The sequence below is a fragment of the Pinisolibacter sp. DMC19 genome, assembly GCF_056313985.1.
The window spans coordinates 634,588-649,520 of record NZ_JBQUZF010000003.1 but is presented as its reverse complement, the minus strand read 5'-3'; the positions used below and the strand labels follow the sequence as shown (position 1 = coordinate 649,520).

Sequence of the window (14,933 nt, the reverse complement as noted above, 5' to 3'; positions counted from 1 at the left end):
GCTCTCGGCTCTCGGCTCTCGGCTCTCGGCTCTCGGCTCTCGGCTCTCGGCTCTCGGCTCTCGGCTCTCGGCTCTCGGCTCTCGGCAAAAAGGGCATCCATCCGTGTCAACGTCCATCATAAAAATGCATGACTCATGCATTTTTATGATGGGAATGACGGCCGAGTTGCGGGCAAGTGCGTGCATCGCGGATGATGCACGAGGCTTGGCACGCCGAGACGGAACACCGGAGCACGAAACGTCGAGACGGAACTCGAACCCATCGCAAGCCGAGAGACACGACGGGCGCCACGGCCGCGAACGTCGACAACCCCGGCGCGGCAGCACGACGGCCGTGTCGTGTCTTCCGATCCACCGCGTTCGGGCAGCGGCGTCCGAGATCGTGTCTTCGAGCGACCGGGCGCGACCGGCGGGCGGCGTCGAAGGTCACCCGCCGGACCGAACGCGAAACCGCCTCAGCGGTTCAGGTCGACCGAGCCCCAGCAGTCCGGGCCCTTCCAGGTGCCGGCGATGTTGTGGGCGGTGACCTTGCCGGTGAAGTGGACGTCGCCCTTGGGCGAGGCCATCACCGCGGTGAAGGAACCGTCCGACTTGACCGTGCCCGAGGCGCGATCGCCGGAACCTTCGTAGGCGTAGCCGATCAGTTCGATCGAGCCGCCCGAGACGTTGCCGTTCATCGGCGTGACGCCGGCACAGACCGCGCCGCGACCACCGGCGACCGACGAGGCGCCCGAATAGCTGTCGGCGAACGCCGGAGCGGCGGAGGCGGCGAGAGCGAGGGCGAAGATCGGGGCGAGAAGGCGCATGACGAAACTCCGAATGCACGAGCCGTCCGAGCGACGGCGAGGCGCACGTTAGACGAGGCGGCGCGGGCTGGAAACCACTTCGCGGTCACAGGTCCGGGAATTCCTGCCCTGCCGCGTCATCCGTTGCTCGCGATGATCTCGTCGCCCGCGAGATCCGCCCGACCGCGCAGGATCGCGTCGGCCGCAGGAAGATAGAGGTCGGAGCCCTCGGGGTGGAGCACCAGCCCCGGCAGGATCGAGGGCCGCGCCCGCGAGCCCTTGGTCGCAGTCACCAGCAGGCGATGGGCGGGCGCATCGGCGCGCGGGTGGACCGGGCGGACGGCGACGTCGCCGAAGCGGCCGGAAAGGGCGGCGAGGATTTCGTCGAGCCCGTCGCCGCGGAAGATCAGGCCGAGCCGGCCCTTCGGCGCCAGGACCGAGGCGGCGACGCGCATCCAGTCGGTGAGCGTACCCTCGGCGAAGACATGGGCGGCGGCGCGGCGCGCGTCGGGCGAGGGGCGGACGCTGCCGGGGGCGAAGAAGGGCGGGTTGACGATCACCCGGTCGAAGCTCTCGCGCGGCAGGGCGGCGTCGCGGACCGCGCCCCGGCGCAGCACGTCGACCATCGCGACCGTGACACGGGCGCCGAAGGCGGCGTTCTCCCCCCGCGACGCATTGGCGCGGGCGAGCGTCGCCGCTTCCTCGTCGCGCTCGGCGAGGACGACGGCGAGGCCGGGCGCGCGGGCGGCGGCGAGCAGCCCCGCCGTACCGACGCCGGCGCCGAGATCGACGAGACGGCCGGTCGCAGCGCTCGGTACCAGTGCCGCGAGCAGCACCGCGTCGAGACCGGCGCGGTGGCGGCCCTTCGCCGGCTGCTCGATCGAGACGCGGCCGTCGTGGAAACGGTCGAGCGTGGTCGCGAGCCCGTTGATCGGCGCGCTCATCGGCGGTTCTCGGCCACCAGTTCGCTGCCGAGGCCGGCTTCGGCGAGCAGTCGGCGGGCGGCGGTCTCGTCCTCGTCGGCGACGAGGAGGCGACGCGGGAAGGCGCCGATCGCCCCTTCGAGGGTGGAGATCGCGGCATCGGCCACCAGGACCGGCACGTCGATGCCGGCGAGCAGCGCCTCGACCGCCGAGATCAGCACCGGATCGTTGCTCCTGACGATTTCGCGCATGGCACGCCTCCCTCCCCTCCTGCCTAGGCCCTGCGGCGGGCGGGGGCAAGGGTGCGCTCCCCCAGAGCACGACTTGAGGCGGCGGCGGCGGTTGCCTATTCTCCGACCGCGGCGTGAAAACGACGGCGCGAAAGAGATTCGAGGCCGTCTTGCCTTCTGGTATCGACGGCGCCCGAGGGGAATGCTACGCCCCTCGAGGGATTTGGGACCGATCTGTCGGTCGATGACGAGGTGTCGGTTGTGGGCGTCGTGGTTTCTCTCGAGGACGGCAAGAAGCGTCCGGAAGCATCGGTCGAACCGCTGGTGCGGCTGGTGGCCGCCGACATGGACCGCGTCAACGCGCTGATCCTGTCGAAGGCCGGCTCCGACGTGACGATGATCCCGGAGGTCGCCAACCACCTGATCTCGTCGGGCGGCAAGCGGCTCCGGCCGATGCTGACGCTCGCCGCGGCCCAGATGTGCGGCCATTCCGGCGACGGTCACGTCAAGCTCGCCATGGCGGTCGAGTTCATGCACACCGCGACGCTGCTGCACGACGACGTCGTCGACGAGAGCGACATGCGGCGCGGCAAGCTCGCCGCGCGCAAGCTGTGGGGCAACCAGGCGAGCGTGCTGGTCGGCGACTTCCTGCTCGGCCAGGCCTTCCGCGTCATGGTCGAGGTCGGCTCGATGCAGGCGCTGGGCGTGCTGTCGGATGCCGCCGCGATCATCGCCGAGGGCGAGGTGATGCAGCTCGCCGCCGCCAAGAACATGGCGACGACCGAGGACGAGTATCTCGCCGTCATCCGCGCCAAGACCGCCGCGCTGTTCTCGGCCGCGGCGGAAGTCGGGCCGATCATCGCCGGCTCGGGCCGCGACGCCGAGGCCGCCTTCCGCTCCTACGGCACCAATCTCGGCCTCGCCTTCCAACTGGTCGACGACGCGCTCGACTACGGTGGTTCCTCCGCCCAGCTCGGCAAGAACATCGGCGACGACTTCCGCGAAGGCAAGATCACGCTTCCCGTCGTGCTCGCCTATCGCCGCGGCTCCGACGAGGACCGCGCCTTCTGGAAGCGCTGCCTGCAGGACGGCGGGGCAGCCGAGGGCGACCTCGAGAACGCCATCGAACTGCTGAAGAAGCACGACGCCATCGCCACCACGGTCGAACGCGCCCGCCACTACGGCGCCATGGCCAAGGATGCGCTCGCGCCCTTCAAGGACGGACCGCACAAGCGAGCGCTGGTCGAAGTGGTGGATTTCTGCATCAGCCGGGTGCACTGAGGCCCGTGACGAAAGGCGTGCCGGCGACCGATTGAATCGGGTCGCCGCCGCCCCTACTCTTCTCGCGTCCCATCGACGCGAGGCGAAGCCGTGCCCGACCTGATCGCGAATCTCGTTTCCTTCTTCGCCTATTTCGTCGGGGCGCTGGCCTATGGCGGCCTGTTCGGGCTGATCTACACGCGGCTGACCCCGCATCGCGAGTTCCACCTCATCGTCGGCGAGCGCAATGCCACGGCGGCGATCGCCTTCGGCGGCAGTCTCGTCGGCTATGCGCTCGCGGCCTCGGCGGCGATCCACAATGCCCGATCGATCGCCGAGTTCGCCGTGTGGGGCCTGGTCGCCGTGGTGACGCAGGTCGTCGCCTATCTGGCGGCGCGGATCTTCCACCACGACCTGTCGGACGCGATCGAGCGCAACGTGCTCTCGGCCGGCGTCTGGGTCGCGGCGGTGTCGATCGCCGTCGGCCTCGTCTCCGCCGCCTGCATGAGCCCGTGAGATGGCGAGGCGCACCACCCCTCCCCCGGACGGGCGACCGCCACGCAAGGCATTCGGCCGCCGCGGCGTCGCACCGCCCCCGGTCATGCAGGAGGTCGCCCCGCCCGAGCCGCCGGGCAGACGACGCATCCGCCGCATCGCGCTCGGCGTGACGGCGGCGACCGCCCTCTCCGCCTTCGCCTGGGACGGCGGCTGGTTCTCCCGCAAACCGGACTGCGATCCGAGCGACCCGATGGCAGCGGCCGAGCCCGAATGCCGCGACCGCAAGGCCGAGCCGGCCCAAGCGACCAGCCGTTCGAGCGGCGGCGGCGGTTGGCACTACTGGGGTTGGTCGTCGTTCTCGCGTTCGTCGAACACGGTGACGCACGTCTCGACGTCGACGCCGACCGCGTCGGTCCAATTCGGCGGCTTCGGCAAGACCGGCGCCGCATTCCACGGGGGCGGCTCATGAGGCGCGAGCCCTCGCCGGTCAGACCCGATGCGGCGGCGCGTTTCGCGGCGATCGGCTTCGACTTCGCCACCATCGACGGCGAAGCCTATTGGGACGAGAGCGCGCGGTATGTCTTCACCCTCGACCAGATCGAGCAGGGACCGGAGGCGGCGACCGAGGAACTGGCGGCGCTGTGCGACGAGCTGGTCGACCGCGTGGTGCGCGACGAGGCGGCCCTCGCCCGGCTGAAGATCCCGGAACACGCCTGGGGTCCGATCGCCGAGAGCCGGCGGCGGGGCGATCCCTCGCTCTACGGCCGCTTCGACTTCTCCTGGGACGGCGCGGGCCCGCCGAAGCTCCTCGAATACAACGCCGACACGCCGACCGGCCTGCTCGAGGCGGCCGTCGTCCAGTGGCAGTGGCTCGAGGACATGGTGGCGCGCGGGGCGCTGCCGGAGGAGGCCGACCAGTTCAACTCGCTGCACGAGAAACTGGTCGAGCGCTGGCGGACGATCGCCGGCGCCGGGCCGCTGCATCTCGCCTGCATGCGCGAGAGCCGCGAGGACTCCGGCACGACCGACTATCTCGAGCATTGCGCTCGTTTGGCCGGCATCGAGACGATCGGCTTCGACATGGGCGACGTCGGCCACGACGGTTTTCGCCTCGTCGACCGGCGGGCGATGCCGATCGATCTGCTGTTCAAGCTCTACCCGTGGGAATGGGCATTCGCCGACGAGTTCGGCCGCTCGGACGCGGTCGGGCGCACGCGCTTCTTCGAGCCGCCGTGGAAGCTGATCCTCTCGAACAAGGGCATGCTCGCGCTGCTGTGGGAGATGGCGCCGGGCCACCCCAACCTGCTGCCGACCTTCTTCGAGGACGACCCGAAGGCGCGCATCCTCGGCGACCACTACGCCCGCAAGCCGCTGTTCTCGCGCGAGGGCGCCGACGTCCGCCTCGTCGATGGGGGAACCCGCGCGGAGGGACCGGCCGGTGGCTATGGCGCCGAAGGATGGATCCGCCAGACGCTGGCGCCGTTGCCGCGCTTCGGCGAACGCTTCCCGGTGATCGGCTCCTGGGTGGTGGGCAACGAGGCCGCCGGCATGGGGATCCGCGAGGACGTCTCGCCGGTCACCACCGACCGGGCGTGGTTCCTGCCCCACGTCATCCTCGACTGACCGTCAGGCCGCGAAGATCCCGAAACACGTCGCCCCCGAACCCGACATGCGCGCGAAGAGGCAGCCGGGGCGGGCGCGCTGGGCGGCGAGCGTCTCGGCGATCGACGGGGCGATGGAAATCGCCGCCGCCTCGAGGTCGTTGCGCGTCGCGCCGAGCCAGTCGACGAGGGCCGCCACGTCGGCGAAGCGCTCGGGGAGCGGCGGCAGCGGCGGATTCTCGCGGGAGGCGAGCGCGCGGAAGACCGCCGGCGTCGAGACCGGCACGCCGGAGTTGGCGAGTTCCAGTCGGAAGGGCGGCAGGGGTGCGATCGGCGCGATCTCGTCGCCGATGCCGCGGGCGCGCAGCGCTTCGCCGATCACGCACATCGGCACGTCGGCACCGAGCGGCAGGGAAAGCGCCGCCAGACGCTCGCGGCCGAGATCGAGACCCCAGAGCCGATCGAGCAGGCGCAGCGTCGCCGCCGCGTCGGAGGAGCCGCCGCCGACGCCCGAGGCGACGGACAGGTGCTTTTCCAGCCGCAGATCGACCGGGAAGACCGATCGGCCGCGGCGGGCCGCCTCGTCGGCGAGGAGGCGGGCGGCGCGCAGGACGAGATTGTCGTCGCCGGCCGAGAGACCCGCGGCGTGGGGGCCGTCGATCGCCAGCGACACGCGCGCGCCGGTGCCCGCGGCGCGGGCGGCCGAGACGGTGTCAGACCAGCCGCCGTGGACGACCAGCGTGTCGAGCAGGTGATAGCCGTCGGCGCGACGGCCGGTGACGTGCAGCGCCAGATTGACCTTGGCGGGCGCCGCCTCGACCGCGATCGAAGCGGGGCCTTCCCGTTCCGGCGCGGCGGCCGGGGCCGTCACTTGGCCTCCGGCGCCGGCGTCGCGGGGGCGGCGGGAGCCGGGGCTTCGGGCGCCGGAGCGGCCGGCGTCGTGGCGGCAGGAGCGGCAGCGGCAGGAGCAGCCGGCCCGGGCGCCGGAGCGGCAGGAGCAGAGGCGGCGGCAGGGGCCGGCGCCTCTGTGGTCGGAGCAGGAGAGGCCGCCTGGGGCGCGGGCGCCGGAGCGGCGGGGGCGGCATCGGCGGCCTTGGCGGGGCGCGAGGCGGCGTCGTCGATCCAGCCGTTCTTCAGCTTGGCCTCGATCTTCGCCTTGTCGTCGGGCTCCGGCTTCATGTCGAGGGCATGGCGCCACTGGAACGTCGCCTCGAGCGTGCGGCCGACCTTCCAATAGGCATCGCCGAGATGGTCGTTGATGACCGGATCGTCGGGCTTCAAGAGGATCGCCTTCTCGAGCTCGGTCACCGCCTCGTCGTAACGGCCGAGCTTGAAATAGGCCCAGGCGAGACTGTCGACGATGTAGCCGTCGTCGGACTTCAGCTCGACCGCCTTCTTCACCAGTTCCAATCCCTTGTCGAGATTGATGCCCATGTCGATCCAGGAATAGCCGAGATAGTTGAGCACGTGCGGCTCGTTCGGCATCAGCTCGAGCGCCTTGTAGAAGTCGGCCTCGGCCTTGGGCCACTGCTTGGTGCGCTCGTAGGCGATGCCGCGATAGTAGAAGAACGACCAGTCGTTCTTCGTCGGCTTGTCGATCAGGTCGATGGCGCGGGTATAGACCTTGGCGGCTTCCTCGAAGTTCTTGGCGGCGCGCAGCACGTCGCCGAGCGCGACGATCGCCTCGAGATCCTTGGGCGTGCGCTTGATCACCGCTTCGAGGTGACGGGTCGCCTCGGCGTGGTTCTGCAGCAGCGTGTAGTAGCGGCCAACCTGGATGTCGGCGACCGGGCGCAGGCGCGAGGCGTCGGGGATGCGGTCGAGCAGGGCGATCGCCTTCTCGTACTGCTTCATCTGGCCCTCGAGGCCGGCGAGCGAGACGAGCGGCAGTTCGGCCGAGGGGTCGAGCCACAGCGCCAGCTGGAGATACATGGCGGCGATGTCCTCGCCGCCGTCGCGCGCCAGCGCCGAGCCGATGCCGTAGAGGAATTCGGCGGCGCCCGCCTGCGGCGTCGTGATCATCGCCGCCGGCTTGCGGCCGGCCTCGATGTCGGCGCGCAGCGCGGTCATCACCGGATGGTCCGGCACCTTGGTCGCGAACTCCGAGAGGACAGCCAGCGCCTCGTCCCTGCGGCCGATGCGGGCGAGATGGCGCGCCCAGGCCTCGACGATGCGCAGCGCGTTGCGATCGGCGTCGAAGGCGGTCTTCAGCCGCTTCGTCGCCTCGTCGGTCTTACCGGCGCGCTCGGCCATCAGGCCGACGTGGTAGTTCTTGAAGACGCCGTACCAGTCGAGGCCGCCGACCTTGTCGACCACTCGGGCGGCGCCGGCGAAGTCGCCGCGGCCGCTCTCGGCCCAGCCGGTCAGGACGGCGACGGTCAGATCGGAAAGCGGGCGCGGCTGGACGGCGCCGAGGTTGGACTTCACCCGGTCCCAGCGGCCGCGCTTCAGCGCGTCGACGCCGAGGACGAGACGGGCGAGCGGATGCTGGCGAGCGGTGCGCACCAGCCCCTCGGCGAGGCCGACGGCCTCCGCCATCCGCCCGTCGGCGAGCAGCAGCTGGAAGGTGCGCTCGGCCAGCGCCAGATTGCCGGGATCGAGCGTCAGCGCGTTGTCGAGATAGGTGGCGGCGGCCGTCACGTCGCGCGACTGGCCGGCGAAGCGGCCGGCGAGATAGGAGCCGGCCAACGTCGGCGGCGTCTGGATCGACAGGAAGTCCGGTTCGCCCTGCGCGGCTTCGGCGAGAGTGCCGGAGAGAACCAGCGCGAGGCCGGCGAGTGCCGCCCGAGGCCGGGCACGACGAAGACCCGAGACGGCGCGGAGGATGACGGTGCCGGACGACATGCGCATGAAACTCTTTCGATTTCCCGCGAGCGCGGGCTCGCGTCCTTGACTGGCGATACGATCCGACACGCCGGGAGCGGGGACCGGGAGACTGAAAGATGACCGAGGGATGTGGCTTTCCCGAGACGCGTCCGGCCGGTTCCTGCGGCCGGGCGAGAATGGCCTTTTCCCGCCGCGATGTGAAGCACGTTTCGCCCGGACCGCCGGAACCGCGACGTTTCGGTGGATTATTCGGGCAAGAGACGTGCCGGACCCGACGCGACGTTTCGCCATTCGTGCGACTTGGGACTTGCGTCGGGGGGTAACCGGATGCAAAGCATCGATGATCGCCGAGGACCGTCGGAGAGGGCCCACGTTCACTCGGGGACGGAGACGGGAGTGGTCCTATGACGAAGTGGGTGTACTCGTTCGGCGGCGGTTCGGCCGACGGAACGGCGGAGATGAAGGCGCTGCTCGGCGGCAAGGGCGCCAATCTGGCGGAAATGTCCAACCTCGGCATCCCGGTGCCGCCCGGCTTCACCATCACGACCGAGGTCTGCACCGCGTTCTACGCCGGCGGTCGCACCTACCCGGTCGAACTGGCGGTGCAGGTCGACGCCGCGCTCGATCGCATGAGCGCGATCACCGGCAAGCGATTCGGCGATCTCGCCGATCCGCTCCTCGTCTCGGTGCGCTCCGGCGCCCGCGCCTCGATGCCGGGCATGATGGACACGGTCCTCAACCTCGGCCTCAACGACACGACCGTCGTGGCGCTGGAGACGGTGGCGGGCGACGCCCGCTTCGCCTGGGACAGCTATCGCCGCTTCATCCAGATGTATTCCAACGTCGTGCTCGACCTCGAGCATCACGAATTCGAGGAGATCCTCGAGGAGTACAAGGAGCTGAACGGCTACGTCCTCGACACCGACCTGACGGCCGACGACTGGAAGAAGGTCATCGTCTCCTACAAGGCGCTGGTCGAGCGCGAGACCGAGAAGCCCTTCCCGCAGGATCCGCGCGAGCAGCTGTGGGGCGCGATCGGCGCCGTCTTCGGCTCGTGGATGAACGCCCGCGCCATCACCTATCGCCGGCTCCACGACATCCCGGAGAGCTGGGGTACCGCGGTCAACGTCCAGGCCATGGTCTTCGGCAACATGGGCGAGACCTCGGCCACCGGCGTCGCCTTCTCGCGCAACCCGTCGACCGGCGACAAGCGGCTCTACGGCGAGTTCCTGGTCAACGCCCAGGGCGAGGACGTGGTCGCCGGCATCCGCACGCCGCAGAACCTGACGGAAGCGGCGCGGATCGAGGCGGGCTCCGACAAGCCGAGCCTCGAGACGGTGATGCCGGCCGCCTATGCCGAGTTCGTCGCCATCTGCGAGCGGCTGGAGAAGCACTACCGCGACATGCAGGACGTCGAGTTCACCGTCGAACGCGGCAAGCTGTGGATGCTCCAGTGCCGCATCGGCAAGCGCACCACCAAGGCGGCGTTGAAGATGGCGGTCGACATGGTGGCCGAAGGCCTGATCACGCCGAAGGAGGCGATCGGCCGGATCGACGCGGCCGGGCTCGACCAGCTGCTGCATCCGACCATCGACCCGAAGGCGGACCGCAAGATCTTCGCCCACGGCCTGCCGGCCTCGCCGGGCGCGGCCTGCGGCGAGATCGTCTTCACCTCGGAAGAGGCCGAAGCCGCCACCCAGGCCGGCCGCAAGGTCGTGCTGGTGCGCGTCGAGACGAGCCCGGAGGACATCCACGGCATGCATGCCTCGGAGGGCATCCTGACCACCCGCGGCGGCATGACCAGCCACGCGGCGGTCGTCGCCCGCGGCATGGGCAAGCCCTGCGTCTCCGGCGCCGGCTCGATTCGCATCGACTATCACGCCGGCACGATGACCGCCGACGGCGTCACCCTGCGTCGCGGCGACAAGATCACCATCGACGGCGCCGCCGGTCAGGTGCTGGTCGGCCAGGTTCCCATGCAGCGGCCGGAACTCTCCGGCGACTTCGCCACCCTGATGGGCTGGGCCGACGAGGTCCGTCGCATGGGGGTTCGCGCCAATGCCGAGACCCCGGCGGACGCCAAGGTCGCGCGCTCCTTCGGCGCCGAGGGCATCGGTCTGTGCCGCACCGAGCACATGTTCTTCGACGAGGGTCGCATCGTCGCGGTGCGCGAGATGATCCTCGCCGACACCGAGAAGGAACGGCGCGAGGCGCTGTCGAAGCTGCTGCCGATGCAGCGCGCCGACTTCGTCGCGCTGTTCGAGATCATGCACGGGCTTCCGGTGACGATCCGTCTGCTCGACCCGCCGCTGCACGAGTTCCTGCCCAAGACCGACGAGGAGATCGCCGAGGTCTCCGCCGCCATGGGCGTGCCGGCGGCGAAGCTCAAGGAGCGGGCGGAGGCGCTGCACGAGTTCAACCCGATGCTTGGCCATCGCGGCGTGCGTCTCGCCATCTCCTATCCCGAGATCTACGAGATGCAGGTCCGGGCGATCTTCGAGGCGGCGATCCAGGCCGCCAAGGAGACCGGCGAACACGTGGTGCCCGAGATCATGGTGCCGCTGGTCGGCATCAAGTCGGAGCTCGACTTCGTCAAGGCACGCATCGACGCCGTGGCGAAGGAAGTGGCCGACAGGACCGGCGTCGCGCTCGACTACCACGTCGGCACGATGATCGAGCTGCCGCGTGCGGCGATCACCGCCGACAAGATCGCGGAAGTCGCGGAGTTCTTCTCCTTCGGCACCAACGATCTGACGCAGACGACCTTCGGCCTGTCGCGCGACGACGCCTCGAAGTTCCTCAACACCTACCTGCGCGGCGGCTTCCTCGAGCACGACCCCTTCGTCACCATCGACAAGGAGGGCGTCGGTTCGATGATCGAGCTGGCGGCGGAACGCGGACGCAAGACGCGCCCGAACATCAAGCTCGGCATCTGCGGCGAGCACGGCGGCGACCCGGCCTCGGTGCGCTTCTGCGAGACGGTCGGCCTCGACTACGTCTCCTGCTCGCCCTTCCGCGTGCCGATCGCGAGGCTCGCGGCGGCCCAGGCGGCGTTGCTGCACGCCAAGGGGTGAGGGATCGGGCAAAACCCGATTGCTCCCGACAGACGATGAACGAGGCCCCCGCGAGGGGGCCTTCTTCGTTTCGTCGACTGCGGACGGCGTCACCGCCTCGCCGAGGCGATTGACGGATCACTCGATACCATCATTAATTGCAATTCGTCTCGGTACGACGATGGGCAAACTCTCGAGAACGGGAACGACGGGCTATGATCAGGTTCGCTTCCGCCGTATCGGCGATCGTCGTTTCCTTCCTGCTGTCGATCGCGAGCGCCACAGCCGCCTGCAAAGACGTCGAGGTGGCCCCATTCGCCGCTTTTCCGCCCTCGACGATCGACCACTGCTACGGCCCCGACGGATGGAACTACAACCGCAGCCTCGTGTCCCGGCACTATGGGCTCTACGCCGCCATGGCGAGCGACACCTACGTCGACGATTGGGCCAGCCACAGAGCCTTCCGCCTCGACGAGAAGGACATGATCGGCGAGGGTGATCGTACGAGAACCGGCTGGATCCGGTTGCCGCGCCCACCCGCCTTCGCGAACGGTCTCGGCTACGACGTCTATTACAACCGTCGCCTCCCACGCCCCGCCGTCGTCGTCGCGTTCCGCGGAACCGACGGCTGGTTGGATATGGACTTGTTTTCGAACGGCTCCTGGTTCTTCGGCTGGTTCTTCTGTGATCAGTATTGTCTGGCCGAGAAGGAATTCGCGAAGATCCTCGCGGCGGCACGGACCAGGCTCGGACCGAACATCGACGTCGTCGCCACCGGACATTCGCTCGGCGGCGGTCTCGCCCGTCACGTCGCGGCGCTGTTTCCCGACATCACCGTCGTCACCTTCAACAGCTCGTTCGTGACCGATACGGTGGCCGCCCCGTATACGCCGCGCGTCTCCGTTCGCGTCTACGAAACCGGAGAGCCGTTCGAAGAGATCGATCGCGGATATCGGAAGCTGTGGCTTCGCACCTCTAGCGGAAACAACGCCCGCGATGCCGAGTACCGCACGGACATGACTCTCGCGAAAAACTTCGACGTGACGAACGTGTTCCGTGAGCACAACATGGAAAATCTCGCCGCCGGTCTGCTGCGCTCGGCCATTGTCTGCAGGGCCGAGAAGGACGAGGAGTGTGCCGCGGACGATCGCTTGTCGCGCCTGATCTACTGCCGCTACATCGACGACCGGACGCAACGGAGAGACGACCTGGTGGACGCAACCGTCTGCCCCGATTCCAGACGCAGGTGAACCCTACCGGAACGCCATCCATAGAAAGAGGCGAATGGCGCCCTTCCCCTCACGCCTTGCGCGTGAAGACCACCACCGCCTCGACGTGATGCGTCCACAGGAACTGGTCGATGGGGGTGACCTCGCCCATGGTCCAGCCGGCGTCGATCAGATAGCGGGCGTCGCGGGCGAGCGTCGCCGGGTTGCAGGAGACCGCCACGATCACCGGCACCGACGACTTCGCCAGTTCCTTGAACTGCGGTGCGGCGCCGTCGCGCGGCGGGTCGATCACCACCGCGTCGAAGGCCAGTTCCTTGCCCATCAGCGGGCGGCGATAGAGATCGCGCACCTCGACGGTCACCGGCTTCAGGCCCTGGGCGTGGCGGGCGGCGAAGGAGAGGCTGTCCAGCGCCGAGCGCTCGCTCTCCACTGCATGGACCTGGACCTTGCGGGCGAGCCTCAGGGCGAAGGTGCCGCAGCCGGCGAAGAGATCGGCGACGCGGGCCGGGCCCTTGGCGCGCTTGGGGCGGGTGGCGAGCGCCTCGTCGATCGCCTTCTCCACCAGCTTGGCCATGGCCTCTTCGGCCTCCGGCACCGCCTGGAGGAAGGCGCCGGGCTGGGGCATCACCGGGATGGCGCCGAAACGGACGACCGGCGGCGTCGCCTCGACGACGATCTCGCGCTCGATCGCGAAACGGGCGAAGCCGAGTTCGAGGGCGAGCGCGATCGCCTGCTGGCGGCGTTCGGGCGCGAGCGTCGCGTCGCCGGCCGAGACGTCGAGGCCGGTCTCGGTGTCGATCACCGTGAAGACCGCGCCCTTGGCGCCGAAGGTCAGCAGATGGGACATCTTGGCGAGCTTCGGCATGGCGGCGCGGATGCGCGGCGACACGACGAGGCAGGCGGAGGCGTCGACGACGTCGTGCGACAGCCGGGCACGGAAGCCGACCGCCGGGCTGCCCGTGCGGCGCTGCACCGCGATCACGGCGCGGCGGCGCGAGGCGGGGCCGGTAGCGACGGTCTCGGCCACATCGGGCTCGAGGCCGCGATCGGCGAAGGCGGCGCGCACCTGTGCCCGCTTCCAGGCGAGATAGGGCGTCTGGTCCCAGTGCTGCAGCGAGCAACCGCCGCAGGCGGCGAAGACCGGACAGGCCGGCTCGACTCGGTCGGGGCTCGGCGTCAGCACCTCGACGACTCGGCCGCGTTCGGTCGGGCCCTCGCCGTCGACGACGATCGCCACCGTCTCGCCCGGCAGCGCACCGCCGACGAAGAGCTTCTTCTCGCCCGCTTCCGTCTCGAAGACGGCGAGGCCGTCGCCCTTGTGGGCGATGTCCGATATGGCGACGGTCAACCGGTCGTCGCGGGGCGCAGAGGCGTTCACGGGGGTATCGTCCTCGAATGTCACGGGCGCCCTTTTGCACGAAGTGGCGCCGATTAGCGATAGGGAACCGCGCGTATGCCGCGTTTCATTCCCCGTCTTTCACCGCGGCGAGCACGTGCTCGCGGTTGCCGTCGCCGCCGGCGATGGCCGCTTCGGCCCGGCCGAGGACGCGCCAACCCTCGGTGGCGAGGAGATCGGCGATACGGTCGACGGTAGCCAGTGCCGCCGCCTCGTCGCGGACGATGCCGCCCCTGCCGAGCCCTTCGCGACCGACCTCGAACTGCGGTTTGACCAGGAAGACGCCCTTCGCCCCCGGTGCCGCGAGCCGCAGGGCGGGCGGCAGGGCGAGCGTCAACGAGATGAAGCTGACGTCGGCGACGACGAAGTCGGGCGCCACGTCGAGATGTTCGGGGTCGAGATCGCGGGCGTTGAGCCCCTCGATCGAACGGACGCGGGGGTCGGCGGCGACCACTTCGGCCAACTGGCCGTGGCCGACGTCGATCGCGGTGACGTGTTTCGCCCCGCGGTCGAGCAACACCTGCGTGAAGCCGCCGGTCGAGGCGCCGACGTCGAGGCAGACGCAGCCTTCGGGCGAAAGCGCGAATCCGTCGAGCGCACCGACCAGCTTCAGCGCCGCGCGCGACACCCAGCGCGCCGCGGGATCGTCGAGGGCGATCACCGTGTCGGCGGCGACGGGGGCGGCGGGGCGCGTCTCGATCCGGCCGTCGACCGTCACGGTGCCGCGGGCGACGGCGTCGCGGGCCCGCGCACGGGTCGGCGCGAGGCCTCGTTCGACGAGGGCGAGGTCGAGGCGCTGGCGGGTCATGGTCGGGGGTGGCTCACAGGCACGCGGCCATGCCGCCGGCGATCGTGTCGAAGAAGACACCGTCACCGAAACGCCCCCAGGCCCACAGCGCCACGCCGACCAGCACGGCGAGCGTCGGCAGGCCCAGCCACAGGAGCGGGCGCGGCACGGCGGGTGCGGGCGTGCGGGGTTCAGCCCCGAGGGCGACGTCGTTCATGGGCGCCAGTCTACGCCATCGGGAGGCCGCGGCAAAGCGGGCGGCACGGCCTTTGCCTCTACACCTCCGTCGACCGTCACGGGCGCCCGGGTCCGTCCGGTTTGCGACAGGGAGCGTCGTCGTGTCGA

General features: G+C 69.9%; 14 protein-coding genes. 6 read left to right on the top strand and 8 right to left on the bottom strand.

The annotated features are described in order from the left end of the window. Nucleotides 1-455: 455 nt before the first annotated feature. The 3 genes from ACT53U_RS11125 to ACT53U_RS11115 all read right to left on the bottom strand — a co-directional run bounded on the left by ACT53U_RS11125 (nucleotide 456) and on the right by ACT53U_RS11115 (nucleotide 1,959). A complete protein-coding gene (locus tag ACT53U_RS11125) occupies nucleotides 456-806 on the bottom strand; it encodes a hypothetical protein (RefSeq protein WP_476155022.1) in 351 nt (116 codons plus the stop codon). Between the two features lie 116 nt (nucleotides 807-922). Continuing rightward, nucleotides 923-1,729, bottom strand: a complete 807-nt coding sequence (locus ACT53U_RS11120) for a tRNA1(Val) (adenine(37)-N6)-methyltransferase (RefSeq protein WP_476155021.1) — start codon at nucleotides 1,727-1,729, stop codon at nucleotides 923-925. After that, nucleotides 1,726-1,959, bottom strand: a complete 234-nt coding sequence (locus ACT53U_RS11115) for a putative signal transducing protein (protein WP_476155019.1) — start codon at nucleotides 1,957-1,959, stop codon at nucleotides 1,726-1,728. Before ACT53U_RS11115 ends, ACT53U_RS11120 begins: the two co-directional genes overlap by 4 nt. Nucleotides 1,960-2,199: 240 nt before the next feature. Here ACT53U_RS11115 and ACT53U_RS11110 point away from each other — a divergent pair, with 240 nt between their 5' ends. From ACT53U_RS11110 to ACT53U_RS11095, 4 genes are all read left to right on the top strand, one after another. Beyond that, complete coding sequence (locus tag ACT53U_RS11110; RefSeq protein WP_476155074.1) at nucleotides 2,200-3,219, top strand: polyprenyl synthetase family protein; 1,020 nt, start codon at nucleotides 2,200-2,202, stop codon at nucleotides 3,217-3,219. 90 nt (nucleotides 3,220-3,309) lie between these two features. After that, complete coding sequence (locus ACT53U_RS11105; RefSeq protein WP_476155017.1) at nucleotides 3,310-3,714, top strand: DUF350 domain-containing protein; 405 nt, start codon at nucleotides 3,310-3,312, stop codon at nucleotides 3,712-3,714. Between the two features lie 85 nt (nucleotides 3,715-3,799). After that, complete coding sequence (locus tag ACT53U_RS11100; protein WP_476155015.1) at nucleotides 3,800-4,165, top strand: hypothetical protein; 366 nt, start codon at nucleotides 3,800-3,802, stop codon at nucleotides 4,163-4,165. Beyond that, nucleotides 4,162-5,319, top strand: coding sequence for a glutathionylspermidine synthase family protein (locus ACT53U_RS11095; RefSeq protein ID WP_476155013.1), 1,158 nt, complete (start codon nucleotides 4,162-4,164; stop codon nucleotides 5,317-5,319). Before ACT53U_RS11100 ends, ACT53U_RS11095 begins: the two co-directional genes overlap by 4 nt. 3 nt (nucleotides 5,320-5,322) lie before the next feature. On the opposite strand, the gene ACT53U_RS11090 is transcribed toward ACT53U_RS11095, so the two are convergent. Further along, the gene (locus ACT53U_RS11090) at nucleotides 5,323-6,168 is read right to left on the bottom strand and encodes a 4-(cytidine 5'-diphospho)-2-C-methyl-D-erythritol kinase (protein WP_476155011.1); all 846 of its coding nucleotides are present in this window, start codon (nucleotides 6,166-6,168) and stop codon (nucleotides 5,323-5,325) included. Further along, nucleotides 6,165-8,147, bottom strand: a complete 1,983-nt coding sequence (locus ACT53U_RS11085; protein ID WP_476155009.1) for a tetratricopeptide repeat protein — start codon at nucleotides 8,145-8,147, stop codon at nucleotides 6,165-6,167. Before ACT53U_RS11085 ends, ACT53U_RS11090 begins: the two co-directional genes overlap by 4 nt. Before the next feature lie 380 nt (nucleotides 8,148-8,527). Between ACT53U_RS11085 and ppdK the strand changes: the two genes are divergently transcribed. Continuing rightward, on the top strand, nucleotides 8,528-11,197 hold the full coding sequence (gene ppdK, locus ACT53U_RS11080; protein WP_476155007.1) for a pyruvate, phosphate dikinase: 2,670 nt from the start codon (nucleotides 8,528-8,530) through the stop codon (nucleotides 11,195-11,197). Nucleotides 11,198-11,391: 194 nt separating this feature from the next. Continuing rightward, nucleotides 11,392-12,426, top strand: coding sequence for a Tle-like phospholipase domain-containing protein (locus tag ACT53U_RS11075; protein WP_476155005.1), 1,035 nt, complete (start codon nucleotides 11,392-11,394; stop codon nucleotides 12,424-12,426). 49 nt (nucleotides 12,427-12,475) lie between these two features. On the opposite strand, the gene ACT53U_RS11070 is transcribed toward ACT53U_RS11075, so the two are convergent. The 3 genes from ACT53U_RS11070 to ACT53U_RS11060 form a co-directional block, all read right to left on the bottom strand. Next, nucleotides 12,476-13,783 carry a class I SAM-dependent RNA methyltransferase gene (locus tag ACT53U_RS11070; protein WP_476155003.1) on the bottom strand — a complete coding sequence of 436 codons (1,308 nt, stop codon included), beginning with the start codon at nucleotides 13,781-13,783 and terminating at the stop codon, nucleotides 12,476-12,478. Between the two features lie 85 nt (nucleotides 13,784-13,868). Continuing rightward, nucleotides 13,869-14,609 (bottom strand): TlyA family RNA methyltransferase, encoded by a 741-nt coding sequence (locus ACT53U_RS11065; protein WP_476155002.1) that lies wholly within the window; start codon nucleotides 14,607-14,609, stop codon nucleotides 13,869-13,871. A 13-nt stretch (nucleotides 14,610-14,622) separates the two neighbouring features. Further along, nucleotides 14,623-14,805: a hypothetical protein gene (locus ACT53U_RS11060; protein ID WP_476155001.1), complete on the bottom strand. Its 183-nt coding sequence runs from the start codon at nucleotides 14,803-14,805 to the stop codon at nucleotides 14,623-14,625. Between the last annotated feature and the right edge of the window lie 128 nt (nucleotides 14,806-14,933).

Coding starts and splice junctions, on each gene's coding strand:
- ACT53U_RS11125 (WP_476155022.1), bottom strand. CDS start 806: ATGCGCCTTCTCGCCCCGATCTTCGCCCTCGCTCTCGCCGCCTCCGCC.
- ACT53U_RS11095 (WP_476155013.1), top strand. CDS start 4,162: ATGAGGCGCGAGCCCTCGCCGGTCAGACCCGATGCGGCGGCGCGTTTC.
- ACT53U_RS11100 (WP_476155015.1), top strand. CDS start 3,800: ATGCAGGAGGTCGCCCCGCCCGAGCCGCCGGGCAGACGACGCATCCGC.
- ACT53U_RS11115 (WP_476155019.1), bottom strand. CDS start 1,959: ATGCGCGAAATCGTCAGGAGCAACGATCCGGTGCTGATCTCGGCGGTC.
- ACT53U_RS11060 (WP_476155001.1), bottom strand. CDS start 14,805: ATGAACGACGTCGCCCTCGGGGCTGAACCCCGCACGCCCGCACCCGCC.
- ACT53U_RS11065 (WP_476155002.1), bottom strand. CDS start 14,609: ATGACCCGCCAGCGCCTCGACCTCGCCCTCGTCGAACGAGGCCTCGCG.
- ACT53U_RS11120 (WP_476155021.1), bottom strand. CDS start 1,729: ATGAGCGCGCCGATCAACGGGCTCGCGACCACGCTCGACCGTTTCCAC.
- ACT53U_RS11085 (WP_476155009.1), bottom strand. CDS start 8,147: ATGCGCATGTCGTCCGGCACCGTCATCCTCCGCGCCGTCTCGGGTCTT.
- ACT53U_RS11075 (WP_476155005.1), top strand. CDS start 11,392: ATGATCAGGTTCGCTTCCGCCGTATCGGCGATCGTCGTTTCCTTCCTG.
- ppdK (WP_476155007.1), top strand. CDS start 8,528: ATGACGAAGTGGGTGTACTCGTTCGGCGGCGGTTCGGCCGACGGAACG.